This window comes from Bacillus sp. 16GRE42 (assembly GCF_019837435.1).
Lineage (GTDB): Bacteria > Bacillota > Bacilli > Bacillales > Bacillaceae_G > Bacillus_A > Bacillus_A wiedmannii.
In genome coordinates this window covers 578,787-605,760 of record NZ_JADAXF010000001.1, presented here as the reverse complement: position 1 = coordinate 605,760, position 26,974 = coordinate 578,787, and the positions used below count along the sequence as shown (strand labels likewise).

Annotated in this window: 22 protein-coding genes and 2 pseudogenes; 18 read left to right on the top strand and 6 right to left on the bottom strand. The window is 34.3% G+C overall.

The window, feature by feature from the left end:
* Positions 1-41: 41 nt before the first annotated feature.
* Entirely contained in the window at positions 42-812 is a 771-nt protein-coding gene (locus ILS93_RS03225) for an ABC transporter ATP-binding protein (RefSeq protein WP_088048300.1), read from the top strand.
* Entirely contained in the window at positions 787-2,730 is a 1,944-nt protein-coding gene (locus ILS93_RS03220) for an ABC transporter permease (protein WP_149174179.1), read from the top strand. Before ILS93_RS03225 ends, ILS93_RS03220 begins: the two co-directional genes overlap by 26 nt.
* 60 nt (positions 2,731-2,790) lie before the next feature.
* On the opposite strand, the pseudogene ILS93_RS03215 reads toward ILS93_RS03220, so the two are convergent.
* A pseudogene (locus ILS93_RS03215) lies at positions 2,791-3,390 on the bottom strand (erythromycin esterase family protein); the annotation flags it as partial.
* Positions 3,391-3,524: 134 nt separating this feature from the next.
* Positions 3,525-3,689: a hypothetical protein gene (locus ILS93_RS28625; RefSeq protein WP_241753394.1), complete on the bottom strand. Its 165-nt coding sequence runs from the start codon at positions 3,687-3,689 to the stop codon at positions 3,525-3,527.
* Positions 3,690-4,162: 473 nt separating this feature from the next.
* Between ILS93_RS28625 and ILS93_RS03205 the strand changes: the two genes are divergently transcribed.
* From ILS93_RS03205 to ILS93_RS03190, 4 genes are all read left to right on the top strand, one after another.
* Positions 4,163-5,752 carry a bifunctional metallophosphatase/5'-nucleotidase gene (locus ILS93_RS03205; protein ID WP_064475723.1) on the top strand — a complete coding sequence of 530 codons (1,590 nt, stop codon included), beginning with the start codon at positions 4,163-4,165 and terminating at the stop codon, positions 5,750-5,752.
* Between the two features lie 389 nt (positions 5,753-6,141).
* Positions 6,142-7,299: a serine hydrolase domain-containing protein gene (locus ILS93_RS03200; protein ID WP_064475722.1), complete on the top strand. Its 1,158-nt coding sequence runs from the start codon at positions 6,142-6,144 to the stop codon at positions 7,297-7,299.
* Between the two features lie 736 nt (positions 7,300-8,035).
* On the top strand, positions 8,036-9,301 hold the full coding sequence (locus tag ILS93_RS03195; protein WP_098102034.1) for a Y-family DNA polymerase: 1,266 nt from the start codon (positions 8,036-8,038) through the stop codon (positions 9,299-9,301).
* The gene (locus ILS93_RS03190; RefSeq protein WP_222659926.1) at positions 9,298-9,639 is read left to right on the top strand and encodes a YolD-like family protein; all 342 of its coding nucleotides are present in this window, start codon (positions 9,298-9,300) and stop codon (positions 9,637-9,639) included. Before ILS93_RS03195 ends, ILS93_RS03190 begins: the two co-directional genes overlap by 4 nt.
* 463 nt (positions 9,640-10,102) lie before the next feature.
* On the opposite strand, the gene ILS93_RS03185 is transcribed toward ILS93_RS03190, so the two are convergent.
* Positions 10,103-10,756, bottom strand: coding sequence for a CPBP family intramembrane glutamic endopeptidase (locus ILS93_RS03185; protein ID WP_000448285.1), 654 nt, complete (start codon positions 10,754-10,756; stop codon positions 10,103-10,105).
* Between the two features lie 188 nt (positions 10,757-10,944).
* On the opposite strand from ILS93_RS03185, the pseudogene ILS93_RS03180 reads away from it, so the two are divergent.
* Positions 10,945-11,227, top strand: a pseudogene (locus ILS93_RS03180) (YolD-like family protein).
* Positions 11,228-11,454: 227 nt separating this feature from the next.
* On the opposite strand, the gene ILS93_RS03175 reads toward ILS93_RS03180, so the two are convergent.
* On the bottom strand, positions 11,455-12,114 hold the full coding sequence (locus ILS93_RS03175; protein WP_064475720.1) for a DUF1796 family putative cysteine peptidase: 660 nt from the start codon (positions 12,112-12,114) through the stop codon (positions 11,455-11,457).
* 447 nt (positions 12,115-12,561) lie between these two features.
* Between ILS93_RS03175 and ppsA the strand changes: the two genes are divergently transcribed.
* Positions 12,562-15,168 carry a phosphoenolpyruvate synthase gene (ppsA, locus tag ILS93_RS03170; protein WP_222659924.1) on the top strand — a complete coding sequence of 869 codons (2,607 nt, stop codon included), beginning with the start codon at positions 12,562-12,564 and terminating at the stop codon, positions 15,166-15,168.
* Between the two features lie 55 nt (positions 15,169-15,223).
* Here the strand turns inward: ppsA and ILS93_RS03165 are convergent, their stop codons facing one another.
* Entirely contained in the window at positions 15,224-15,841 is a 618-nt protein-coding gene (locus ILS93_RS03165; protein ID WP_064475718.1) for a TetR/AcrR family transcriptional regulator, read from the bottom strand.
* Positions 15,842-15,972: 131 nt separating this feature from the next.
* Between ILS93_RS03165 and ILS93_RS03160 the strand changes: the two genes are divergently transcribed.
* The 8 genes from ILS93_RS03160 to ILS93_RS03125 all read left to right on the top strand — a co-directional run bounded on the left by ILS93_RS03160 (position 15,973) and on the right by ILS93_RS03125 (position 24,125).
* Positions 15,973-17,193, top strand: coding sequence for a YhgE/Pip domain-containing protein (locus tag ILS93_RS03160; protein WP_222660545.1), 1,221 nt, complete (start codon positions 15,973-15,975; stop codon positions 17,191-17,193).
* Between the two features lie 181 nt (positions 17,194-17,374).
* Positions 17,375-17,809 carry a ferritin-like domain-containing protein gene (locus ILS93_RS03155; RefSeq protein ID WP_098102041.1) on the top strand — a complete coding sequence of 145 codons (435 nt, stop codon included), beginning with the start codon at positions 17,375-17,377 and terminating at the stop codon, positions 17,807-17,809.
* 164 nt (positions 17,810-17,973) lie between these two features.
* Positions 17,974-18,489 (top strand): GNAT family N-acetyltransferase, encoded by a 516-nt coding sequence (locus tag ILS93_RS03150; protein ID WP_222659922.1) that lies wholly within the window; start codon positions 17,974-17,976, stop codon positions 18,487-18,489.
* A complete protein-coding gene (locus ILS93_RS03145; RefSeq protein ID WP_222659919.1) occupies positions 18,490-19,368 on the top strand; it encodes an aminoglycoside phosphotransferase family protein in 879 nt (292 codons plus the stop codon). It abuts the gene before it with no gap.
* Positions 19,369-19,480: 112 nt separating this feature from the next.
* Positions 19,481-20,809 (top strand): YjiH family protein, encoded by a 1,329-nt coding sequence (locus ILS93_RS03140; protein WP_001289383.1) that lies wholly within the window; start codon positions 19,481-19,483, stop codon positions 20,807-20,809.
* Positions 20,810-21,271: 462 nt separating this feature from the next.
* Positions 21,272-21,859, top strand: a complete 588-nt coding sequence (locus ILS93_RS03135; protein WP_064475709.1) for a GNAT family N-acetyltransferase — start codon at positions 21,272-21,274, stop codon at positions 21,857-21,859.
* A gap of 330 nt (positions 21,860-22,189) precedes the next feature.
* The gene (locus ILS93_RS03130; RefSeq protein ID WP_000662228.1) at positions 22,190-22,822 is read left to right on the top strand and encodes a YdcF family protein; all 633 of its coding nucleotides are present in this window, start codon (positions 22,190-22,192) and stop codon (positions 22,820-22,822) included.
* A 154-nt stretch (positions 22,823-22,976) separates the two neighbouring features.
* The gene (locus ILS93_RS03125) at positions 22,977-24,125 is read left to right on the top strand and encodes an acyl-CoA dehydrogenase family protein (protein WP_222659917.1); all 1,149 of its coding nucleotides are present in this window, start codon (positions 22,977-22,979) and stop codon (positions 24,123-24,125) included.
* A 198-nt stretch (positions 24,126-24,323) separates the two neighbouring features.
* Here ILS93_RS03125 and ILS93_RS03120 read toward each other — a convergent pair whose 3' ends face one another.
* Entirely contained in the window at positions 24,324-24,794 is a 471-nt protein-coding gene (locus tag ILS93_RS03120) for a DinB family protein (protein ID WP_222659915.1), read from the bottom strand.
* Between the two features lie 69 nt (positions 24,795-24,863).
* Between ILS93_RS03120 and ILS93_RS03115 the strand changes: the two genes are divergently transcribed.
* Together ILS93_RS03115 and ILS93_RS03110 are read left to right on the top strand one after the other, a co-directional pair.
* Positions 24,864-25,592: an ArsR/SmtB family transcription factor gene (locus ILS93_RS03115; RefSeq protein WP_064475706.1), complete on the top strand. Its 729-nt coding sequence runs from the start codon at positions 24,864-24,866 to the stop codon at positions 25,590-25,592.
* Between the two features lie 218 nt (positions 25,593-25,810).
* A complete protein-coding gene (locus ILS93_RS03110; RefSeq protein WP_222659913.1) occupies positions 25,811-26,944 on the top strand; it encodes a stage II sporulation protein P in 1,134 nt (377 codons plus the stop codon).
* The last annotated feature ends 30 nt before the right edge of the window (positions 26,945-26,974 follow it).

The window sequence follows — 26,974 nt, the reverse complement described above, 5'->3', positions numbered from 1 at the left end:
AATCTCATTCTTAGTAAATAAAAATGGAGGGAATTTCTCATATGAAAATAGTAGAAGTAAAAGAACTTAGTAAAGAATACACAGGAAATGTTTCACACACGGCACTTTCAAATATTAATTTAACAATAACAGAGGGAGAATTTGTTGGGGTCATGGGTCCTTCGGGTAGTGGAAAAACAACGTTATTGAATATGATATCTACTATTGACTCGCCAACATCAGGTAATGTATTTATTAATAGTAAAAATCCATATCAGCTTTCGGTCAATGATTTGGCCTTATTTCGCAGACAGGAATTAGGGTTCGTCTTTCAATCCTTTAACCTGCTGCATACATTAACAGTAAAAGAGAATATGGTTCTTCCGCTTGTATTAGATGGCATGAATGTGAAAAGAATAAATAAACGAGTAGAATCTATTTCGGAAAAATTAGGTATTAACGAAATTTTAAATAAACGAACATATGAAATATCAGGAGGACAAGCGCAGCGAACAGCGATAGCCCGTGCACTCATTCACTCTCCTAAATTAGTTCTTGCCGATGAACCGACAGGGAACTTAGACTCTAAATCCTCTCAAGATGTAATGGAGATATTAACACTATTAAATAAAGAAGAAAAGGCAACAATGATGTTAGTAACGCACGATCCAGTTGCTGCTAGTTACTGTGATCGCATTATATTTATTAAAGATGGACAGTTATACAATGAAGTTTGCTGCAACGGTGATCGCCCACTATTTTATAAAAATATTGTGGACAGTCTTTCTAGGTTAGGAGGTAATAAAAATGACATTTCGACAGCTCGCATTTAATAATGTTATACGGAATAAACGAATATATCTTGGGCATTTTTTTAGTAGCACATTTGCGGTAATGATTTTCTTCACTTATGGCTTACTTGTCTTTCATCCAAACCTACAAGGCGAGCTGACTCATGTAAGCACCATATTGAGTACGTTTGGGAAGATAGGATTTCAACTATCGTATTACTTAATCTTTGTCTTTTCATTCTTATTTATTTTCTATTCAGTTAGTGCCTTTTTAAAAAATAGAAAAAAAGAGTTTGGATTATTAATGTTACATGGAATGTCTCATCGGCAGCTTCATCAATTAATTTTTTTCGAAAATATGTTGATTGGAATTCCTTCTATACTAGTAGGAATTGGGCTTGGGGTAGTTTTTTCTAAATTGTTCTTACTAGTTACTGGGTCCTTATTGGGAGTAGGGCATAGGTTAGCATTTTACTTTCCATTAAAGGCTATGGGAATAACAGCTATCTCCTTTTTTGTTCTATTTCTACTTATTTCATTATTTACATCGAAAATGATGAAAATAAATGAGCTTGTAGAACTCATAAAATCAGAGGAAAAACCAAAAGCTGAGCCGAAAGTTTCCGTCTGGATATCCATGTTGGTCCTAATTTTATTTGGGGCAGGTTACTCCTGTGTTCACCACAGTATCGTTGCAGTGAATTACATGGATTTAGATCAATTATTACTACTTGTAGGGGTAGGTGTCTTATTAATTGTTTTTGGAACCTATTTTTTCTTTAATCAATTGTGTGTATATGTGTTATATACTTTAAAAAATAGAGAAACTACATTCTTTAAAAGAACCAATCTTCTTGTTATTTCAGAATTGATGTATCGAATGAAAGATAATGCGAGAACATTCTTTATCGTTACAATTATATCTGCTGTTTCTTTTACAGCAATTGGAGTTTGTACAGCTATTGGAAATCCAGAACTAGCAAAACATGAGACCCCATATGCATTTACGTATCGATCGGATAAGGGGAATATACAAGAAAAAGCCCATATTGAAGAGATAAAGAAGCAATTAAAAGAATATGGATTTTCTTATAAACTTGTTGCAACAGAATTTAAAAGGACACTAAACGGATTGGCGTTAATTAATGTATCTACGTATAATGAATATGCAAAACAATTAGGGTATGAAATAGAGAAATTAACAAATGAAAATGATAGTATTGCTATACGACAAAATAAGAACGAGAAAAGCGCGGAGGATATAAAAACTTTTGAAATAATACATGGTGAAATAGAGGTCCCACTCTCTGTGCAAAAAACAATTTATATCCCAGAATTATCGTTAATCGAAAAGCCTATTATTGTCTCTGATGATGTTTATAATAAGGTCAAAAATGCTCAACAAGAAAACGTACTCCGAGATTACACCATATACGGTTTTATCGTTAAAAATTGGTCTGAAACGAATGAAGTTTCTACTAAACTTATGAAGATTATTGGTAAGAATCAAGAGGATTATTATATGTTTTCATCTTTATATTTAAGATGGCTTGAATTGAAACAACAAAACGGATTACTTTCTATCTCAAGTATAATGGTGGGGATTGTATTTTTCGTATTTACGCTAAGCTTTTTATATTTCCGTCTATTTACTGATTTAGAACGTGATCAAGAGCAATATCAAATGATTTCAAAATTAGGATTAAGCCAAAGTGAGTTAAAGCAAATCGTGACAAGACAAATGATGCTACTATTTTTCTTACCGATTATAGTGGCTATGGTTCATAGTAGTTTTGCATTTCTAACGTTTCATCAATTAGGACAAACAGTAAGTAAAGAAATGTCCGTTATTCAAAGTTCAATTGTTGTATTAATAAGCTTTATTTGTATTCAAATTATTTACTTCCTTATTATTAGAAATCACTATTTAAAACGCATATATACAAAAATGTATTCATAGAAAAAGAGTGTATAAAAATATAAGTAAAAGCATCCTTATATTGTAAGGATGCTTTTGTATTTACTTCAGTACAGAAGGCGTCGTCTTTTCTAACCAAAGAATGCCATCATATTTTTCTGTGGGAATCATGATTTCTTCTTTATCTTTTATTCCCCAATAACTTGCTGCAGTAGGAGTAAACATCCATGAAGTTTCTGGTAGGTTACTTTCTCCCTTTAGGTTAATAAAAACATGGGGACTTCCCACCGTGCTGATAATTTTTTCAACGCTTTGTTCTTCATGTTCATTATGTACAGGAATAATATCTTCATTACCATCATCCCAACTGCTTCCACTATACGCAAATACACCAATCGTGTACATTTGGTCTTTGATGCGTTGCGGAAGATAATCCATCATATTTGGGCCAACATAATTGTATTGCTGCACCTTCGTAAAGTCTAATATCATTTTTGAATTTTGTTTTCGAATATGATAATTATGCCCTCACACAATAATTTTTTTGTTTTTATACTGCATTTCGGTGAGCCATGCAAAATTTTGTGCCATTTTTTGATCTCGGATATAGGTGGCGTAGTCTGCAATTTTAGGTGAGTAGATACCTCCTTTAACTTTCATTAAAGCATCTAAATGCGTTTTAATCGCATCAATCTGTATACTTTGTCTACATTTAAATATATCTAGTTAATAAACAGCTTTATTAACGTTATGCAGGGACAACTAACAATGCAACCAGGAGCAGTGGTAGATCATAAAAAACATGAGCAATTACGCTTGCCCATATAGAATTGGCTTTAAATACAATCCAGTTGAAGGGCAATCTTCCTAGACCAAGTTACAAAAAGAATTTGAATTAAATTCCCCTCATAGGTAGAGTAATGCGCCATACCAAACAAAAATACACCAACAAGTGTTATAAGAATCATCGACCATTTTTCGCATACCCCTTGTTTTTTCAAAAAGTATATCCCCAGGATAGATGGAACTAAAATTAAACATTCTTCTCCTAACAAACTGCATATAATTTGCAACAGGTGATACATAAATTGGAGTGGGCTATTATCTAATCAAGGTTTATTTGGTATGCGTATTTTAAAAACAAATAAACAAAATATCAAGCATGTAGGCGACAAGAACGGAAGTTCATAGAAAACCCAACCTTAGCTTGATGGGCATGGGGTCTCGCCAACATAACGCGAATTTCGTACGCTAAAGAATTACTAAGTTAAAAACTGTTTTTTCGGTACGTTAACAAAGTTCCATTTAAAATTGTCGTTTTACACCTTCACGTTTTGAGGAAGAAGTACTTTGTCGGAAAACAATAAAATCTTATTAATTTTTATAATTGGTAGAATTTTTATAGAAATAATCCTCTTAATATATTAAAATAACATTGTATTATGTCAGATTTTAATTAGGGGAGAGAAATTTTATGTTGAAAAAAATTATTCCAGTTGCTTTAGCACTAAGTACAGTTACTTTTACTAGTGTATTTGCTGCGCCTTCAGCCCAAGCAAGTACAGGACCAAACCGCTACATAGATGTGCAAATGCTCGGTATTAACGATTTTCATGGGCAACTAGACACTGTAAAAAAAATTAACAATAAAGATGCAGGGGGAATTGAGTACTTAGGAGCTTATTTACGTGATCGTGAAAAACAAAATCCGAATACATTAAAGGTACATGCTGGCGATGTTGTTGGAGCAAGTACTCCTGTTTCAGCATTATTACAAGACGAACCTACGATTGAATTTCTAAATGATTTGAAATTCGATGTTGGAACTATAGGAAATCATGAATTTGATGAAGGTGTTGCAGAAATGAACCGCCTTATTTATGGTGGGTACCATGAGAAAACAGGGAATTTTAAAGGAGCAAAATTCCCATATGTTGCTGCAAATTTCTATAATAAATCCACCGGTCGCTTATTTTTACCACCATTCACTATAAAAAAGGTACAAGGAGTTCCTGTTGGATTTATAGGAGTCGTAACAACGGATGTTCCTAACCTTGTTATGCCTACTATGCTAAAGAATGTAGAAATTACAGATGAAGTTGAAGCTATTAACAAATCCGTAAAGCAATTAAAAAAACTAGGCGTTAAATCTATCGTTGTTCTTGCGCATAACGGAGGTACAACAGATGGGAACGGCGTAACAAATGGTGATATCGTCCGATTAGCAAATGAGACTGATCCAGAAGTTGATGTTATTTTTGGTGGGCATAGCCACACTTATGTAAATGGAACTGTTAATAATAAACTTGTCGTACAAGCAAATTCTTATGGTATGGCTTTTGCTGATGTTGATGTAAAGATTGATCGTAAAACACAAGATATTGTTGAGAAAAAAGCAGAAATTGTTACAACTTACCATGAAGGCATGGAGCCTGATAAAAAAATAAAGAAGAAGATGGAGAAATATCAAGCGAAAATCGCACCTCTTGTCAATGAAGTTGTAGGTAAGTCTATTGCTCCACTAGATCGCAAACTCAATACGGCTGGTGAATCTACTCTCGGAAATTTAGTTGCTGATGCCCAGCGTACAACAATGCAATCTCAAATTGCACTTATGAATCCTGGTGGTATTCGTAATGACTTAGATGCTGGTGATATTACATGGGGAGAGATATATGGTATTCAACCATTCGGAAATCAATTAATAAAAGTAAATTTAACAGGCCAAGACATTCGTGATATTTTAAATCAACAATGGCAAAAAGACATAACAAGAATGCTTCAAATTTCAGGGATCCAATACACTTGGGATGCGAACAAGCCTAATGGAGAAAAAGTAACAAGTATTCGCTTAACAAATGGAGAAGAAATCATTCCTTCTAAAACTTACAGCGTCGTTGCTAACGCATTTTTAGCTTCAGGTGGAGATGGATTTGTATCCTTTAAAAACGGTAAAGATGCTGAAACAGGACCGACTGATTTTGAAGCATTAGTAGATTATATAAAGAAATCAAAAGAACCAATTCAGTCTATTATTGATGGAAGAATTCAAAAGATAAATTAGTTTTTTATTAATCTCAAAAACAAATAGATTACCTGTACGCTATAATTTTTCGTGTGCAGGTAATCTATTTTTTTGCGCTTTCGGGCACAGATACTACTTCAATCCTATCATTATAGAAACGATTTCGAATGTAAGGAATTCGTAAGGGATAGGTAAGGAAAAAGAGATTTTCATTGTGTAGGATAAAAATATAAGGAGGCGTGAAGGGGGGATAAGTACGGCCTACATATAAAACAATTAGTAACAAGAGTGTTTTGTGAAAATAATGAGTACAATGATTGCAAATGTATTGTTGCTTTTCATCATTGGGAGAATGGATAGCTGTGTGGTTCGTATATGACACTGCTATCAACTATCTATACAATTTTAATAGAAGAGAGGAATACTTTATGAAAACACGCAGTAAAATTACATGTGCAAGTCTAGCACTTTTAATAGCTGGAAGTTCCCTGTTATACATACCACCAGCCTCAATTGTAAAAGCAGAACCCGTGCAAAATGTATCTAGTTCGTTACATACAAATACACAAAGCGATCGTACTTCCGTTAAGAAAGCAATGCGGGATACACTGCAACTTGGATACCCGGGAATACTCGCTCAAATTTCTAAGGGGGGGAAAACTTGGAGTTATACTGCTGGGGTAGCGGATCTGAGAACTAAGAAACCAATGAAAGAAGATTTTCGCTTTCGCATTGGCAGTGTGACGAAAACGTTCATTGCAACAGTTCTACTTCAATTATCTGGAGAGAACCGTTTGAATCTAGACGACTCCATTGAAAAATGGTTGCCTGGTGTCATTCAAGGAAACGGATATGATGGTAACCAGATTACGATCCGGCAACTATTGAATCATACAAGTGGTATTGCTGACTATATAAATTCAAAAGACTTTGATATTACGGATATAAAAAAATCGTATACGGCTGAAGAATTTGTAAAGATGGGGATTTCCCTTCCTCCAAACTTTGCTCCAGGGAAGGGGTGGTCTTATTCAAACACAGGATACGTAATACTGGGGATCCTTATTGAAAAAGTAACAGGAAACAGCTATGCGGAAGAGGTTGAAAATCGGATTATTGAACCGCTTGATTTGTCAAATACATTCCTACCTGGCAATTCAAACGTGATTCCAGGCACCAAGCATGCACGTGGCTATTTGCAACTAGACGGAGCAAGTGAGCTAAAAGACGTTACTTATATTAACCCAGGTAGCTCGGATGGAGATATGATTTCTAATGCTGACGACTTAAACAAATTCTTCTCTTATTTACTCAGTGGCAAACTACTGAAGGAACAGCAACTAAAACAAATGCTTACTACAGTTCCTACAGAAAGAGAGGGAACTAGATATGGCCTTGGAATCCTTGAAATTAAGCTTCCGAACGGTGTTTCGGTATGGGGACACAGGGGTGCTGTTCCAGGGTTTTCCACTTTTGTTGGTGGAACACTTGGAGGGAAACATACATTTGCTATCAATGCGAACAGTTTAAACATTCATAATCCGGAATTTTTTAAAGATATTTTACTTGCTGAATTTAGCAAGTAGGAAAAAAGGAAAAACGGATAAATTTTGTCATTTATAATTCCAATCGGAATGGATTACCGCTTGAAATGAGTATAGAGGGAATTAAGTATATAGAAACAATCAAACCAACTATAAGAGATGGCTAAGTAAAAGGATTGGTTTATACATTGGTCGATTAAAAGAGCAACACATATAATGAGTGATTATTTTATATACTATTGTATTTGTATAGGTATTGTAACTAATTGTAAATTTATATAAGGTGCGAAGTCTAATTTAAGACTTCGCACTTTTTCCGTTTAACAGTTTTTATTGTGAAGCTATTAACAATAGAAAAAAGGAGGATGTAACTAGCTATGCGGATGAATCTTGGTACATGCGCTATATAGGAGATTTTGCTGAAAAAATATACAAGAAAAAATTAAAATTAGAAGAATATATGCATGAGAGGCAAGAAAGCTGAAGTAAAATAAAAATCTTTGCTTTTTATTTTATCATCTTCACACATATAAGAAACAAAGGAATTTATATAAAGTATGTTTTGAGAATAAAGGTTTAATTGGTTTGTTTTAGTAGTTTTATACTTATGAGTTAATTGGAAATTATAGCGGTTTTGTATACATAGTTTTTCTTGCCTTAATTGATAGCGCATAGATATGACGGTTATTTTAACCAAAATTTTCATGAAAATACCTTTAAAAAGAACGTTAGTTCGTATATAATAAGAACAAACGTTCTTTTGTTAGGAGTGATAACCTTGTATGATTATTCTCTTTTACCGAATCGTATTATTCTTTGTGTAGATCTTCGTAGCTTTTATGCAAGCGTATCATGTATTAAAAAAGGACTGGATCCACGATATACAAAATTGGCTGTTGTAGGAGACGTACACCGGAGTGGATCGATCGTATTGGCAGCAACACCACCATTAAAAGCGTTAGGAATAAAGAAGATGGCAAGATTGTATGAAATACCGAAGCGACCAGATATTATTATTGTGAATCCAATTATGCATACGTATATGAAGTGTTCAACTTATATAACAGGTTTAGCTTTACAGTATGTTGCACCGGAAGATTTTCATCAATATAGTATCGATGAGTTTTTTATGGACATGACCGCAAGTATTCATTTGTTTGCGAGTAATCCGTGTGAGTTTGCATTAAAGTTCAAGCGAGAAATATATGAACGTACACGGATCGAAAGTACGATTGGTATTGGGCCAAATTTATTATTGAGTAAAGTAGCGATGGATGTGGAAGCAAAAAAGAATAAAGATGGAATAGCGCAGTGGACGTATGACGATATACCCGAGAAGTTATGGAGTATTAGACCGCTCAGTAAATTTTGGGGTATATCGTATAAAACGGAAATGAAATTAAATCAAAAAGGTATACATATGATTGGGGATTTAGCGCAGTACCCATTGAAGTATTTAAAACAATCATTTGGTGTAATAGGAGAAGAATTACACTTGCATAGTAACGGGATTGATTTGAGCAGAATAGCAGAGAAATATGTTCCAGCGACAACATCTATAGCGAAAAGCCAAATATTATTTCGTGATTATTCAATAGAAGAGTTCATCGTTATTTTATTAGAGCATGTAGAAGAAGTTTGTTACAGATTGAGACGAGAAAAGAAATACGCGCAAACGATTCATTTTTCAGTTGGGTATAGTAGGGAATACGGAGGAGGAATAAAAAAAGCACATACGTTAAACAGAGCAACAAATTTAACGATGGACATTTACAACGTTTGTACATATTTTTTATACGAACGGCATACAGGAGAGCCGATTCGCTCGATAAGTCTTTCCTTAACAAATTTAATACATGAAGGAGAAGAGCAAATTTCGCTTTTCGATAACATTATACAAAGAGAAAAAGAAATGAGATTAACGAAGGTTATGGACGAAATTCGAACACGATTTGGTAAGAACAGTATTTTACGTGGAATTTCCTACACAAGCGTCGCAACAGCAAGATATAGAAACACATTATTAGGAGGGCACAAATCGTGAAGAATGCTAATATGCCAAAAGGAAGAGGAATGGTAAAGTGGCAACCGTTTGCTAGTATGCCAGAGCAGTTCGCCTGTATTAAAGAAATGATACAGGGGCAAACAAAAGTCCCGCGTCCCATCTTAACGCAAGATGCAAAAGAAATGATTGAAAACAAGCTGTTAATCTCATATTTAGGTGAGGAAGAGATTTTACTTACATATTATAGAGGTGGATACTTATATAAAAATTACATAACTGTAGTTGATATAAATCCCTTGAATGGGTTGATTACTTGCACGGATGCTTTTTGTAATAAGAAGATTTTTAAGTTTGGTGATGTAATTGAAATTGATTAGAACTTTTTAGCTGATGTATTTTTGTACTATTTACAAAGAAATGCTCATTTACTTCAAGTGTTATTTCTATTTTTATGCAAAACCCAAAGTTACAAAAGAAGTTCATAATATAAAGTGTAAGTACCATGGGTTTTCAAGTTATAAAACACGTACTTCCGACTAATATATTAAAACTTAAAGAACCTAAAAAATAAGAATGATCACTACTAAATAGACATTCAAAATACGAATTCATATTTTGAATGCCTATTTGAAAATTTTCGAAGTCAATATAGTTTGTGTCAAACATTGAAGAGTCCTTTTATAGGTGTAAAAATATATATATTTCTCATGTACCTGTCCCTGAAATGAATGGGTATTTTATCTATATTCTAAGTAATATTTTCTGTTAAGTAAAAAAGAACCCTAAGGTTCTTTTTGTTTTTATGTTATTGTTTGTTACTTATAAATACAATGTAATTTTTTATTTAAAAAGCATTGGTAAAAATCCAATAATGTCGAAAGCAAGGTGGCAAATCCAACTTACCCAAACACTCTTTGAATTTTTCCATATATAATTCAGTAATAACCTAACAGGGACTATAGTTATCAATAATTGCATTGGCACGAAACCATAAGCAGGAATATGCCACAAGGCAAACAGAACGCTACATATTATTGATGCTGTACCAAATTTTAATCCTAATTTCTGTAATGCGATGATTATGTTAGTACATAGCAATTCTTCACCCATTAACATGAATGGTACACGGGTCAAAATCATCGAAACGCTTATTACTTGAGCAACAGAATTTGTAGTTGGAGGTTCAAAAATATAGCTATATAGTGTGCCTGAACCCATGCCCACTATGATTGTTAAAGGTACACCCCAGAGTAATGTTTTAAATTTAAAATGTTTGAATTGCTCTAAAGATATTTTTCCTAAAAAATAGTATCCTATAATTCCACATAATACAAGATTCCATGAAGCTTCAAGAATCATTTCTAATAATTCAGGTATATTACCTACTATAAGTGCAATACATTGATATACAATTCCTGAAATAATTAATAATCCTAAAGCCAAAAGAGATTTTGAATCAATTTTCTTTTTTGTTTCTATAATCTTTGTTTCCACAACAACCCCTTCTTTCTTATTATTTCATTAATTACAAATATATAATAACATATATTATCCCTAATTAATGGTAATTCAGAAGGGTGCCATAACTTTTGTATAATATCGTTGTATAAATGCAGTAAAGCGATTTTTTAAACAAACTTAATAGGCTTATTTAGCATGCCTACTTTTTTATCGTTGCTAGTATGCCAGAGCAGTTCGCCTGTATTAAAGAAATGATACATGAGCAAACGAAAGTCCCGCGTCCAATCTGAACGCAAGATGCAAAAGAAATGATTGAAAATAAGCTGTTAATTTTGTATTTAGGTGAGGAGGAGGTTTTACAATACATAGTATAGTGGTGGCTACTTATATAAAAATTACATAACTGTAGTTGATATAAATCCATTAAATGAGTCGATTACTTGTACCGATGCTTTTCGTAATCAAAGGATATTAAAGTTTGGTGATATAATTGAGATTGATTAAAGTATGTTTTTAGGTAACAGGCTCATCTTTAAGCTTATGCCTAGAACGATTCGTTCATCTACCAATCGTTCTGGTGGGGAAATATGGAATGTTATGCATTTGTATGTTCTTAGAGAAAGGTTAATAATCTTATTTTTAATGAATGTACCGAAATAAATTTTTTCCTTAAGCGTGTGAAAAGCGATAGCCCCACTGTTCATTATTTAAGCTATATTATTAGCTACTTATTATTTTGAGTTTAGGTGTATATCTTTTAAGAGGATATACCAAGTTCTTTTATTTAGATAATTACTTGAAACTTGAATGGGAAAAACATGATCAAGCCCCCATTCTAATTCGTTTATTTCATTTTCAAGTCCTGTTGGATAGAGGAAAAGGATCTTAAAATTATTTTTAACAATATTTGATAAAACTGTTTGTAATTCTAGTGCTTCAGTCAAGTTTCCGCCCCATCTAACAAATAAAATGGATTGTGAATTATGCATTTTTTTGTAAAGATTATCAATTCTTCGATCTAATTTTTGTTTAAAATCATGGTATGTGATGAACCAATCTTCATTTGGAATAACAGGGAAATCATGATAAGATGTCACGTTATATTTTGTATCTTTTATAATATGAGAAAAAACAGGTTGTATCACGCCATCATTAAACACAACATTTTGATCCGGCATTGCGTGCATGTTTTTTAACTCCATAAAGTCTATAAAATTATTTTTCAATAATTCGTTGATAGAAGAAAGATTCGGTGATACAAACCAATCTAGAGGACCTGAATATTTCCGCAACCTATATTTTTTTAGATGAATAGCAGTATAACAATTTTCTCCTAAACTAATAACATCATCATAAATTCCTTGAAGCTTTTTCATTTCCAATACAATCATCCTTTTTCAGAAAAATTAGTAGGTATATATAAATTCTAAAAAGCATTATTATGACACCGAACATGCTTTTGAAAAATAGGAGAACTGATTCATTATAAATAATATATGTATGTATAAAAACTCCTGTGAAAAGGCTCACAGGAGGATAAAATAAAGCATATTTCGGGTTAGATACCATTTGTTGAGGTAAGAATTGTGTGTGATAATGAATGGCGTTTCTATATATAAAGGGGAAAAAGCAGAAATACATTGAAGTTAGTTGTGAATAAATTATAATTTAAAATTGAGCGGAAATAAGAAGCCCCAGTTGCTGTTGTTCAACTGGGGCTTCTTATTAATCTCTTCCTAACTTAATTATATCATGTAAATCAAGTTCGAAATAGACTGTTTATTCGTATTTACTACTGCTACAATCAAGAACACATGCATAGTAAGGAGAGATGGTAAATGAGTTCTTTCGTTCACGATTTTCAGGAAATAAAAAACGCGCAGCTTTCACTCGTTGGTGGAAAAGGATTAAAATTAGGGGAGTTATCCAAAATTCAAGGGATACAAGTGCCAGAAGGATTTTGTGTTACAACGGTAGGATATGAAAAGGCCATCGAGCAAAATGAAGAGCTTCAAACTTTGTTGCAGCAGCTAACAAAGTTGAAACGTGAAGAGCGAGCTCAAATTGGTGAAATCAGTAAGGAAATTAGAGAAAGCATTATGGCAGTGGAAATTCCAGTTGATGTAGTGGAATCAGTAGCTCATTATCTCTCACGTTTTGGAAATGAACATGCGTATGCGGTGCGTTCTAGTGCTACGGCTGAAGATTTACCGTATGCCTCGTTTGCTGGTCAACAAGATACGTATTTAAATATTATCGGAGAAGAAGCGATTTTGCAGCATGTAAGAAAGTGCTGGGCTTCTTTATTTACAGAGCGAGCAGTTATGTACCGCATGCAAAATGGTTTTGAACATAATCAAGTTTCTATATGTGTTGTCGTTCAAAAAATGGTTTTCCCTAAGGCTTCGGGTATTTTATTTACGGCTGATCCGGTTACCTCTAACCGAAAGGTGTTATCCATTGATGCCAGTTTTGGACTTGGTGAGGCGTTAGTATCAGGACTGGTTTCTGCCGATAATTATAAAGTAAAAGAAGGCGAAATTACCGGAAAGATGATAGCGACTAAAAAATTAGCTATTTATGCTTTAAAAGAGGGCGGAACGGAGACGAAACAGATTGATCCGGCTCAGCAAAAAATTCAAACATTGTCTGAACAACAAATTTTACAACTAGCACAGATCGGAAGACAGATTGAAGCCTATTTTGGTTGTCCACAAGATATTGAATGGTGTTTAGTGGATGATACATTTTATATTGTTCAAAGTCGCCCAATCACGACTTTATATCCAATACCAGAAGTAAATGATGGGGAAAATCATGTGTATGTATCGGTTGGTCACCAGCAAATGATGACCGATCCTTTGAAGCCATTAGGAATGTCTTTATTCCAGTTAACATCTTTTGGACAGAGGTTTCAAGCTGGAGGAAGGTTGTTTGTAGATGTTGCACAAAGATTGGCTTCGCCTACTAGTAGAGAACTTTTATTAAATATGATAGGGAATTCGGAACCACTTATTAAAGATGCATTAACGACTGTAGTCGAGCGAGATGATTTTATTACATTGTTACGAGATGATGAAAAAGAAAAGAGTGTTGGTAAAAGTGGACCACCTGCAAGTTCGCAACCACAAGTCGAAAACAATCCAGCAATCGTTACGGATTTAATAAAGAGGAATCAAGCATCAATCGAAGAGTTAAAACGAAACATGCAAACGAAATCAGGAGTGGATGTACTTGATTTTATTTTGGAAGATATTCAGCAATTAAAGAAAATATTATTTCATCCACAAAGTATGGCTGTCATTATGGCAGGTATGGATGCTTCAACATGGATCAATGAAAAAATGGAGCAATGGCTAGGCGAAAAGAATGCAGCAGACACACTTTCTCAATCCGTACAAAATAATATTACGTCTGAAATGGGGCTAGCATTACTCGATGTTGCTGATGTGATTCGGCCATATCCAGAAGTTATTGCGTATTTACAACATGTAGAAAATGATAACTTTTTAGATGAATTAGTTCAATTTAAAGGCGGAGAAAAAGCTCGAGATGCCATTCTAACTTTTCTAAATAAATACGGAATGAGATGTAGCGGAGAAATCGATATTACGAAAACGCGCTGGAGTGAAAAGCCAACAACCATGATCCCAATAATTTTAAATAATATAAGAGACTTTGAAGTTGGTGCGAGTAAGCGGAAGTTTGAAGAGGGACTGCAGGAAGCTTTGGAAAAAGAAGAAGAGTTATTAGATCGATTACAGCACTTGCCGGATGGAAAACAAAAAGTAGAAGAGACAAAGCGTATGATTCGTAACATCCGTAATTGTATCGGTTATCGTGAATATCCAAAATACGGCATGATTAATCGTTATTTCATATATAAGCAGGCATTACTGAAAGAAGCGGAGCAACTTGTGCAAAATAACGTTATTAATGAAATAGAAGATATATATTATCTAACTTTTGAAGAACTTCACGAAGTCGTTCGCACGAATAAACTAGATTATGAGCTTATTCATAAGCAAAAAAATGATTACAAATTATATGAAAAACTAACGCCTCCGCGTGTGATGACGTCTGATGGAGAAATCATTACAGGTAAATATAAACGAGAAAACCTCCCAGCTGACGCGATTGTAGGTTTGCCTGTTTCTTCAGGAGTTATAGAGGGAAGAGCTCGCGTTATTTTAAACATGGAAGATGCGAATTTAGAAGATGGAGATATATTAGTTACTGCTTTTACTGACCCGGGCTGGACACCGTTATTTGTGTCTATAAAAGGATTAGTTACCGAAGTTGGCGGGCTCATGACGCACGGGGCAGTGATTGCACGTGAATACGGATTACCAGCAGTCGTTGGAGTAGAGAATGCTACGAAATTAATAAAAGACGGTCAACGAATTCGTGTACATGGAACAGAAGGGTATATTGAAGTGTTGTAATGAAACAAAAGATCATCCGCTATTATAGTGGATGATCTTTTATTATATAGCTGACTTATTTCTTTAAACCAGCTGCATAAAAAGGTCCATGAACTGCGATTGTTGATAAAATACGAGCAATTTCCTCAGGTGTTTCTTTTTGCCCGGTATTTAACCATTGCTGAATGACACCTATATGAGCAGATGCCATATAAGAAGCTAAATATTGGCTTGGGACAAGTAAATTCTCCTTATTAATGAGAGCACCATTTGTATCTTCAAATAGTGTTTTCCACATAAAGTCTTTCAGTTTTGTTTGGAAAGATAAATCACCTTTTGGACTTAATACAGCTTTCATAAAATCACTATTTTCATTTAGAAATTCAAGAATAGAAGTGATAAGTATAAACGGCATTGTTGGGGAAGGATTTGACCCAAGATCAGCAATAACTTCAGGTAATCTCTGTTTGGCAATGCTAGAAAACTCATACATAATTTCTTCTTGGCATTTCGTCATTAAATCAAATTTATCTTGATAATGCGCATAGAAAGTACCGCGATTCATGTTTGCTTTCGTTGTAATATCTTTCACTGTAATGGCGTCAAAACCTTTTTCTTCAATTAATTCGACCAATGCATTTCGCATCGCAGTTTTCGTACGAATAACGCGTAAATCTAAATTACTATCACGCAAAGTATGTCCCTCCTTCTTTTTAGCCAACACATTTCGAAGATGTGTCTTATAACCGACACATTCACGATTTTTGATTATTGTATAAGGTTCAACTCGAACATATAATTCAAATATAAATAAACAACACGTTGTTGGTTATTATAAATCAAATTATAGGAGGAGAAAAGAAAATGTTTAAAAATAAACTTTTATTATTATCACCGGTTATTGCACTACTTGTAGTTTTTATTTTTTCATTAACGTTATTTCCAACCGTTCAACCTCAGCCGAAAAATTTGCCAATCGCAATTGTAAATGAGGATCAAGGAGTAGAAATTCCGAATCAATCGAAGATGAATATGGGGCAAACGATTGTTGATAATATGAAAAAGACATCAAAATCAGAGGAAGAACCTGCGGTGAAGTGGGTAGAAGTAAAAAATAAAGAAGCAGTTCAAAATGGCTTAAATAATCAAGAATATTACGCAGTATTAGTTATTCCGAAAGACTTTAGCACAAAACAAGCATCATTACGAACACCACAGCCATCTTCGCCAGAGATAGAAATATTCATAAACCAAGGAATGAATACAGCGGCATCAACTATGGCAGGACAAATGTTAAATACGATCGTTGATAATATGAACAATACTGTTCGCACACAACTATTAGAAGGATTGAAAGCAAAAGGAGCTACATTAACAGCAGACCAAGTTTCAAATGTAGTCACACCAATTGCAAAGAAAGTGACAAACGTAAATGAAATCGGAAAAAATAGTGCGAACGGTAACTCGCCAATGTCTTTATTCCAGCCGTTATGGATTGCAAGTTTAGCGAGCGCAGCAATTATCTTTATTGCGATAAGTAAAATGCTAGTAGGTACAAGAAAAGAAAACTTCGTATTAAAACTAAAACAAATAATAACAGGAGCTGTCGCGGCACTTGTAATTGGGTTTGGCCTTACATGGATTGCGGATGGAATGGTAGGATTAAACATTTCGAATTTCACTGATACGGCACTGTTTTTATCTATTACATCCTTTAGTTTCTTCTTAATGATATCGGCGGTACTTTCATTAGTTGGACTAAAGGGAATCGGTGTATTCGCTCTCTTACTATTCTTCGGTGCACCGTTATTATCGTTAGCACCGGAAATGTTGTCGCCATTTTATCAAGACTGGGTGTACGCATGGTTGCCAATGCGATTTATGATCGAAGGACTTAGAGAAATATTCTTCTTCGGAAAAGGGCTAAGCTGGAGTACACCCCTTACTGTGCTCGTTTGGATTGGTGTGGTAAGTATGATGATTATTTTAGCGACTGCTTTCAAACGTAGTGTAGTGAAGGAACATAAAACGGAAGTAAATGCGTAAAATCAAACAACGTTTCACTAGGAGTGAAGCGTTGTTTGATTTTTATAAACTTATAGGGAAATCAAGTAGAACAGGTTTTTCTATATTTTATAGGGAATAGAAGATGCGGTATCATTTTATATACATGCTCCTGCTATTTCAAATTGCATAAAATGTTATGCGAAATAATGGAGGGGATACGATGTATAATTCGAATTATTATGATTCGTATAGGCAAAATGATAAGCTGATTCGTGATATTGAGAAAGCGATTAATGGAGAGTTTAGTGCTATAAATTGCTATGCGAAATTAGCTAAGATGGCTCCAAATGTGGCGGAACGAAATCAAATTCTTGAAATTCGAAACGATGAAATAAAGCATTTTCATCAGTTTGTACAAATCTATACAAATGTAACTGGCCAGCAGCCGAAACCACAAATTACGGAAGAATGTCCGAATACGTACTTACAAGGATTAGAATTCGCAATAGAAGATGAACAGAAGACAGTTGATTTCTATTTGGAAATTTCAGATGAGACATCGGATGCACATCTGAAAGAGTTGTTGCGCAGAATAGCTGCCGATGAACAAAATCATGCGGTGTGGTTTTTATATTATTTTGTGAAGTCGAAGTGAATGTTTAAGGAATTAAAACCGTTTCACTAGTAGTGGGCGGTTTTTTTGATGGAATACAAGTTGTAAAATAGGTACCTTGAAGGTGTAATGATTATTTTTGGTATATAATGTATAAAACGTAAATTAATAAAGAGAGAAGTAAGTTTTGACAGGAGAACAGCAATATGAAGAGGAATACAGTTAAAGAATATACAATTCGAACTGCTACTGAAGAGGAAAGCGACAGCATTATAACTCTATTAAAAGAAGTAGCAGAGTGGCTTCAACATAAAGAAGTCGATCAATGGCAGTATCTGTTAGGCGGAGAAGCTACGGCTGAAATAATAGAAGCTATAAGAGAGAAATATACATATGTGGTTACGAATGAAGATGAAATAATCGGTACAGTTACAGTATCTCCTAAACAAAGTGAATGGGATGAGCATATTTTTGGTAAGGAGGAAGTTTCCGATTCTTTATATATTCATAGATTTGCGGTGAAACGGAAGTATAAGGGGAATGGAATCGGAGAATGGATTTTACAGTGGGTAGAAGAGAATGTACAACATGACAAAGAGTTTTTGAAACTAGATTGTGTTGGACATAATCGTACGTTGAATGACTTTTATAAGAGTAGTGGTTTTGATTATATTGGGAGTACAGATGGACTTAGTAAATTTCAAAAGAGAAGGGGCAAGTGAATGAATCAAATTCATACTGATTTAGTAAAAAGGTTGATAGGGGAACAATTTCCTAAATGGGCACATTTAGACGTGAAGCCTGTAAAGTTTAGTGGGCATGATAATAGAACGTTTCACCTAGGGGATGAGATGAGTGTAAGATTGCCAAGTGACGTGGCATATGCACCACAAGTAGAGAAAGAAAATAAGTGGCTACCTATATTAAGTAAGGAGCTTTCTTTACCGATTTCTGCACCAGTTGCGAAAGGAAATCCATCTGAAGAGTATCCGTGGCCTTGGTCTATAAATAAGTGGATAGAAGGAGAAACTGTTACGAAACAAAATGTCCGTGACTTAAATGAATTTGCGGAGAACTTAGGATCATTTTTAGTAGAATTACAATCCATTGATGCGAGTAAAGGCCCAATAGCTGGAGCACATAATTTTTACCGAGGTGGGCTTATAGCTGTATATGATGAAGAGGCGAGAGGTGCTATCAAAAATAATAAGGACGTTTTTGATGAAACAATATTAAAGCATCTTTGGGATGTAGCACTTCAGTCAACGTGGGAGCGTAAACCAGTTTGGGTTCATGGAGATGTTACACCAGGAAACTTACTCGTTAAAGATGGAAAGCTTTGTGCCGTAATTGATTTTGGTATTTTAGGAGTAGGAGATCCGGCTTGTGATGCAGCGATGGCATGGACATTTTTTGATAAGAATAGCAGAAACATATTTAAAGACGTATTGCGCATAGATGAAGAAACGTGGAATAGAGCAAGAGGATGGGCACTTTGGAAAGCGTTAATTACATATGATGCAAATAAGACTAGTAATAAAATAGTAGCAGAGGAATCGTATCGTGTTATTCAAGTGATTGTGGATGATTATGAGAGATAGTAGAAAAAGCCTATTTTAAAATAGGCTTTTTCATATGATGAAATATTAGAAATGGAAAGAAGGAATCCAACATTATTATACAGAATATTTAGATAATAGGAGGTGTCGAATTTTGAGTGAAATTGAATTAAAAAGGAATGTAATTAAGACTGGGAGTGAGAAGGGGGGGATTCTCCGGTTTATACTCGCTAGTCTAGTTGGGGTGTTTATGTTTTTCGTACCAGTTACGATAAACGGTGCTTCGTCCATTATGATTGATCATATCGTATCATGGATCAGGACTTCGGTTCCGAGCGTCGTACCTTATTATGCACTACTCGTTATGATAATAGGTGCGATTTATCCGTTTTATACGAAAAAGTGGAATGCATCTATCGTAGACATTTGTTTTTCGATTTTAAAAGTAGTTGGTGTTGTCTTTGGCGTATTGTATTGCTTGAAAGTAGGGCCAGCTTGGTTCTTTGCGCCAGATGTAGGGCCGTTTTTGTATGAAAAACTAGTCATATCGGTAAGTTTACTCGTGCCAATTGGCTCGGCTTTTTTAGCGTTATTAGTCGGGTACGGATTACTTGAATTTATCGGTACGTTTTGCCGTCCCATTATGAGACCGTTATGGAATACACCAGGACGATCAGCAATCGATGCGGTTGCATCCTTTGTAGGGAGTTATTCACTCGCTTTATTAATTACAAATCGCGTGTATAAAGAAGGAAAGTATACGACAAAAGAAGCAGCGATCATCGCTACAGGTTTTTCTACAGTATCCGCAACATTTATGATCATCATCGCAAAAACATTAGACATTATGCATTTATGGAATGTTTATTTTTGGACTACTCTCGTTGTAACATTCATCGTAACTGCTATCACCGTAAGAATCCCGCCTCTTAGTAGAAAACCAGATACATATGTAACGGAAGAAGGGTTTCCAGAACCTGTTTATAAAGAGAAAATGCTAGAACGTGCTTGGGAAGATGCGTTAGAAGTATCAAAGTCTGCACCGAGTATTATGAAAAATATCGCAGTGAATTTAAAAGATGGATTTATTATGACGATGGGAATTTTACCATCCATTATGTCAGTAGGATTAATTGGTATCGTCTTAGCGAAATTCACGCCAATATTTGATTGGATCAGTTATATTTTCTATCCATTTACATGGCTATTACAATTACCAGAAGCAGAACTAGCTGCTAAAGCCGCATCCGTTGGTATCGCAGAAATGTTTTTACCTTCTCTTTTAGTTGTAAGTGCACCACTTGTGACAAAGTTTGTCATTGCGGTTGTTTCGGTATCATCTATATTGTTCTTCTCAGCTTCCATTCCTTGTATTTTATCGACAGACATTCCGTTAAAAGTATCAGAACTTATTATTCTCTACGTACAAAGAACGATTTTAACGTTACTTATTATTACACCGATTGCTTATTTGTTGCTTTAAAGTTTTTAACAGATAAAGCTATAAATAAAGAAGCCTTTTTACAGAAGGCTTCTTTTGTTTAAAAGCGGGCTACTCCCACATTACTATCAAGCTAAGAAAATCAAATATCCTAAAACGTGAAAATATACTATTTTCTGTTTTTGTGATGTTTTTATTTATTTTTTGAATATGACGTCATGCTTCTTAAGAAGATTCCTAGTCCTGCAAAAAAGAAACCTAAGCATAATAAGCTGCCTGGCGTTCCCCAAGTAATTTGATCTAGCATTTTTATCCCCTCCCGTTTATCATTATATAGAATTTATTGGGAATTATCAAAATTTTCCTTTTTAAAGGTTATTGATGAGCCTTCCTACCTTATACGAGAAGATTATATCTGAAAAGGAATTCTTTTAAAAATATTCTATTATTATTATAAAGCGTTTTCGTTTCGTATGATATAGTAACAACAAAGGGGGCTTACAAATGGAAATCATTCACGAAAGAGCAAAGTTACGGATAATAGATAGTGATGATGTCGAAACTTTGTTTTCGATTGTAGAAGGAAATCGGGATATTTGGGCGTATTTAATTTCTAAAATGGATAATGTGCAAGATATGCAACAATACGTTCAAAAAGCGATACAGGGTTATGGGAAGGGTACTCAAATACCTTTCGTTGTAGTGGATCAACAGACGAATACGATTGTAGGAAGTACACGTCTATATAATATTTCAGTAGAAGATAAAACAGTCGAGTTAGGACAAACGTGGTATCATCCAAGTGTGCAACGTACGAGTATCAATACAGAGTGTAAGTATATGCTTCTCCAGTATGCTTTTGAAAAACTGCGTATGCTGAGGGTACAAATTAAGACAGATGCAAGAAACGAAAATGCACAACGAGCAATTGAAAGGTTAGGTGCAGTTAAAGAAGGTGTGCTTAGAAATGAAAGGAAATTGCCAAGTGGACATGTGAGAGATGCGGTTGTGTATAGTATTATCGTAAGCGAATGGCCAGTTGTGAAAGCACGTTTATTAGAAAATTTAGAGTTGTATAAAGAAAAGTTATAATTCGTGTTTTGAAAGGTATATTGTTCGTGATGTATGAAAAATATACCTTTTTTCTTACAAAATGCTACTTTATTTTAATTCCTTTTGTTTCATCGTTCCCTTCTGAGAAAAAATTCGTTACAATGTAGTTGTATGGTAATAAACTTATGAATTTAAAACATGTAATGAAAACCGCAAATAAAAATGAATTGATAATCCTCAATTTTAAATGAAAACCCTTTTATACATAAATAACAAGTAAAGTTCCTTCTTTTAAATAAACTCAAACGAAACGATTTGATATAAATGTTTTTTTATAGAAGTATGGATGATGTACGGAGGCAATTACAAATGAAAGAAAATAAGAAGAGTAAGAAAAGACGAATCTTTCAAGTATTTTTACTAATGATTTGTTCTGCTATTTTATATGTAAGTTATGCAGCTTACGATATTTGGAGTTATCGTTTTAAAACAAATGATGGCGTGAAAACGGATGCTGGTATCGTACTAGGAGCAGCTTCTTGGAACGGAAAACCATCTCCTGTATTTAAAGAAAGAATTAATCATGCGATTTCTTTATATAAGAACGGAGATATTAAAAAGATTATTTTTACAGGTGGTACAAAGTTCGAGGCAGAACTTGAGGAAGCGCGTACTGCAAGAGTATATGCAATGAAACAAGGTGTAAAAGAGGAAGATATTTTAATTGAAACAAAATCCCTTTTCACAGAAGAAAACTTAAAGAATGCGAAGGAAGTTGGAATAGAGAACGGAATACGCACATACACGATTGTAAGTGATCCACTTCATATGAAACGCGCAATGAGAATCGCAAAACATATTAATATTGAAGCGTATGCTTCACCAACGCCGACATCAGCATATAAAACGTTAGATACAGAAATTCCATTCTTCTTTAAAGAATTATTCTCGTACATTGGATATGTAACCTCTTTGCCATTAAAGGCATTGAAGGGAGACTAATATAAGAAAAGAACCTATCTTTAAATAGGAACTTTTCTTATTAGTCAAAAACATTGTATTTTTATCGGAATAGTGAAACAATAGAGAGGTAGCTTCATATAATCATAATGAAAAAGTGAGCGGTTGATGAATCGAGCATAAAGGAGATTATAGTATGGCACTCTCATTTGTTGAAACAGAAGAACAATATTTCATTATTGCACAAATAAATAAATTGCTTCCAAAGTTCATGGAAAGGGAGCATCAACTAAGTGAATTAGGGTCATTTCCGTATGAAAATATGAGTGATTTGAAAGATATCGGATATACGAAATTAACGTTACCAAAGGAATTTGGTGGTAGTGCGATTTCTTTATATGACTTCGTTTTATTTCAAGAGAAAATCGCGGAAGGCTGCGGAGCTACTGCATTATCAATTGGCTGGCATATTGGCATTGTGAAAGAGCTAGCGGAAAATCACTCTTGGAATGATGAGATGTTCAAATGGTTTTGCGAAGAAGTGCGTAACGGTGCACTCTTTAACCGGGCAGCAACAGAACCAAAAACAGGGAGTCCGACGCGTGGCGGTAAACCAGAAACAATAGCGGTTCAACAAGGCGAGAAGTGGATTATAAATGGAAGAAAAACTTTTACAACGATGGCGCCAATACTTGATTATTTTATTATTTCAGCGAGTATTGAAGGCCGAGAAGAAGTTGGTGAGTTTGTCATTCCGAGAAATACGCTCGGTGTATCCATTGAAGAAACGTGGGATAGCGTTGCGATGCGAGGGACTGCTAGTCATGACCTTGTCTTACAAAATGTAGAGATAGAAAGTCGCTTTTTTACAGATGTAAAGGGCGGGAAAGTGAAACAAAAGGGTATTGGCTGGTTGCTACATATACCAGCATGTTATTTAGGAATTGCACAATCAGCAAGAAATTATGCAGTTCAGTTTGCGGGATCATACAAGCCAAATAGTTTAAATCATTCTATTAGTTTATTGCCGAATGTTAGAAGATTAGTTGGAGAATTAGAACTTGAGCTTATGCAAGCTCGCGTCTTTTTATATCAAATTGCGAAAAAGTACGATGAAGCAGAGGATAAACTATCATTGCAAGCCGAATTAGCAGCAGTGAAATATGCTGTAACGAATGCGGCAATATCAATTGTAGATAAAGCAATGCGCATCGTAGGAGCAAAAAGTTTATCAGAAAAAAATCCACTTCATCGCTACTATTTAAACGTCAGAGCAGGATTGCACAATCCGCCGATGGATGATGCAACACTGTCTATGCTGGCGGATGCGGCGTTTCGGTTGTAGTTTTTAAAAATTTACATTTTATTGTTTATGGACAATATAGTTGTTTTGAAAGCACATGTTTGGTTACTAATCGAACATGTGCTTTTTATGTGTACAAAGTACCAAATTGAGATGTAGATTTTTAGTATAAATGGTTATCATGATTTTGGATTGTTATTGGCTGAATGAATATGTATTGCAATGTTAGTTTGACAACTTTTAATCCCAAATTAAAGGTCTTTCCAAGTTTACCATTCGTAAATATTGTAAAAATTGACCTGCATGGACCGCATCATGATAGGCAATTCGTAATAGCATGTCCCCTAAATATCGTTGATAGCCAACATCGCTTCGATCAATAAGAGTGGAATCTAGCTCAGCTTTGTTTATGGATTGTACATATTCTATAAAGTCAGTAAAGTATACTTGTGCCAATTCAATTTCTTTTTTTACACAAGTAATTGGCTCGTCATCATACGGGATACGTATGTCATTTATTGAGCCGTTGTTTTTTAAAATCATATGATAATAAAAAGTTGAGCTCCATACATGACGAATCATCTCACCAAAGGACATAGCTTCATGATCAGGCTTCCAATTAAGAAAATTATCGGGAAGAGAATTCCATAATTTTTCTGAGCGCCTTCTCGTTTCTTTCAAATTTAATATACTAAGATCAATTGCATTCATAATACATTCTCCTTTACTATTAAACTTAAAATAATTGTATCAGTTTAATAGTTAGGGTATCATCGAAATATGAATGTATATCCGAATATCTCATATATAGCTAAACTAATTGCTGAACCTACAAGAGCAATTATCTTAGATTGTCTAATGAATAATCAGGCACTACCTGCTAGCGAATTGGCTTATATGGCAAAGGTGTCACATCCAACGATTAGTTCTCATCTTTCTAAATTAGTAGAGGGAAATCTACTTACAGTTGAACAACATGGTAGACATCGTTACTATCGACTTGCTAATCAAGAGGTAGCAGAAGTTCTTGAAAAGTTAGGAACAATTGCACCAACAGTCCAAGTTCGGTCTTTAAAACAATCGGATCAGCTAAAACAAATTCGTTATGCGCGAACTTGCTATGATCATCTTGCAGGCAGACTCGGTGTAGAGATAACTGAAAAATTACTACATAGGGAATTTATAATTTTAAAGGAAGGAGAATACATTGTAACGGAACAAGGTAAGGGGTGGTTTCTGAATTTTGGAATAAATATTGAAACGGCAGAGATAAAAAGGAGAGTATTTGCAAAACCTTGTCTTGATTGGAGTGAACGACGCTACCATATTTCTGGTTGGTTAGGATCTGCAATAGCAAAACTATTTTTTGAACAGGAATGGATTACAAAAACGGATAAGAGTCGGGCTGTCCATCTTACAAAAAAAGGTGTGAAGCTATTGAAAGATCAATTAGACATTGACATGGAAAATAAAAAAGTCAATCAAAATGCAATGCCTCCGGTCAAATAGATAGTATTAAATAACCTGAGTTCTATATTTATATAGACTCAGGTTATTTAATTTCTTTTAAAACCTTTGATGATATTTGCGTACAGCAACTTTAAGCTCATTCACTTTACAGAAAGAGGTTAAATGAAAACATAGTAGTTGAGGCAGTTCTATTAAATTATTAATCATATTACTTAAAAATTATGCGTAAGAATATAGTAAATGAAGGGAGATATAAAATGAATAAAGTGAAACTGAAATTATTAAATGTAAGGTATATAGTGATATGTATTTTATTCACTATTATATGTATCCTCACTTCATTCTTCATTTCTAGTAATTCAAGCGTATTTAAATCATTTTATATAAATCAGTTATTAGGAACGAATTCTACTAAAGGACTTATGTATATGATAGGAAGTGAAAATCGTTATTTTGCAGAAGAATTTCATAAAGAAAAAGGACGAGCGTCTTTAGAATCTTTTTTACTATCACTTTCTACAAACATTAATGTAAATGATCTCCGAAGTTTATTAACCCGGGAACTTCCTAATATGAATCAATTTTATTCGGAAATATTAATTGCTGGGGAAGGAACAGATTATACGAACATTCCTGAAGAATCCAGTATTCCTTTAGATAACATTAAAGATAAAGGTACTGCTATTGAACACCCAAAGAGTGGGAAAGAAAACAATTCTACTGGTGAAAATTCAAATACACAAAATAAAGTTTTTATTTATCATACACATAGTTGGGAAGCGTTTATTCCTCTTATTCCAGGTGCTACGATACCTGATGATGCTTCCAGTACAAATAATGAAGTGAATATTACGTTTGTTGGAAACTATTTAAAACAAAAGTTAGAAGAAAAAGGAATAGGTGTTTCACATGATACGACAAATATGAGGGATTTTCTGCGAAATAAAAAATTAAATTGGGCCCAATCTTACAAAGGATCCCGTCAAATATTACAAGATAAATTAGCACAAGATAAAAATATTATGTTCCCAATGGACCTTCATAGAGATGATGCCCGAAAAAATATTACAACAAAAAATATTAACGGAAAGAATTATGCTAGGCTCTATTTTATTTTAGGACGAGAAAATCCTAACTATGAAAAAAATAAAAAAATAGTAACGACAATAAATTCATATTTAGATGAGAAGTATTACGGTTTAAGCCGAGGGATTTTTATTAAAGATCGTAAAAGCGGGAACGGAGTATATAATCAAGACCTTTCTCCGAATGCATTACTTATTGAAATGGGAGGGGTAGATAATACACCAGAAGAATTGTATGCGTCAGTTGACGCATTAGTAGAAGCATTTAGCCACTATTATAATGAAGTAACTAAGAAAAATAACTAAAAAAAAGGAGCGATACCTAGTCCGAAGTGC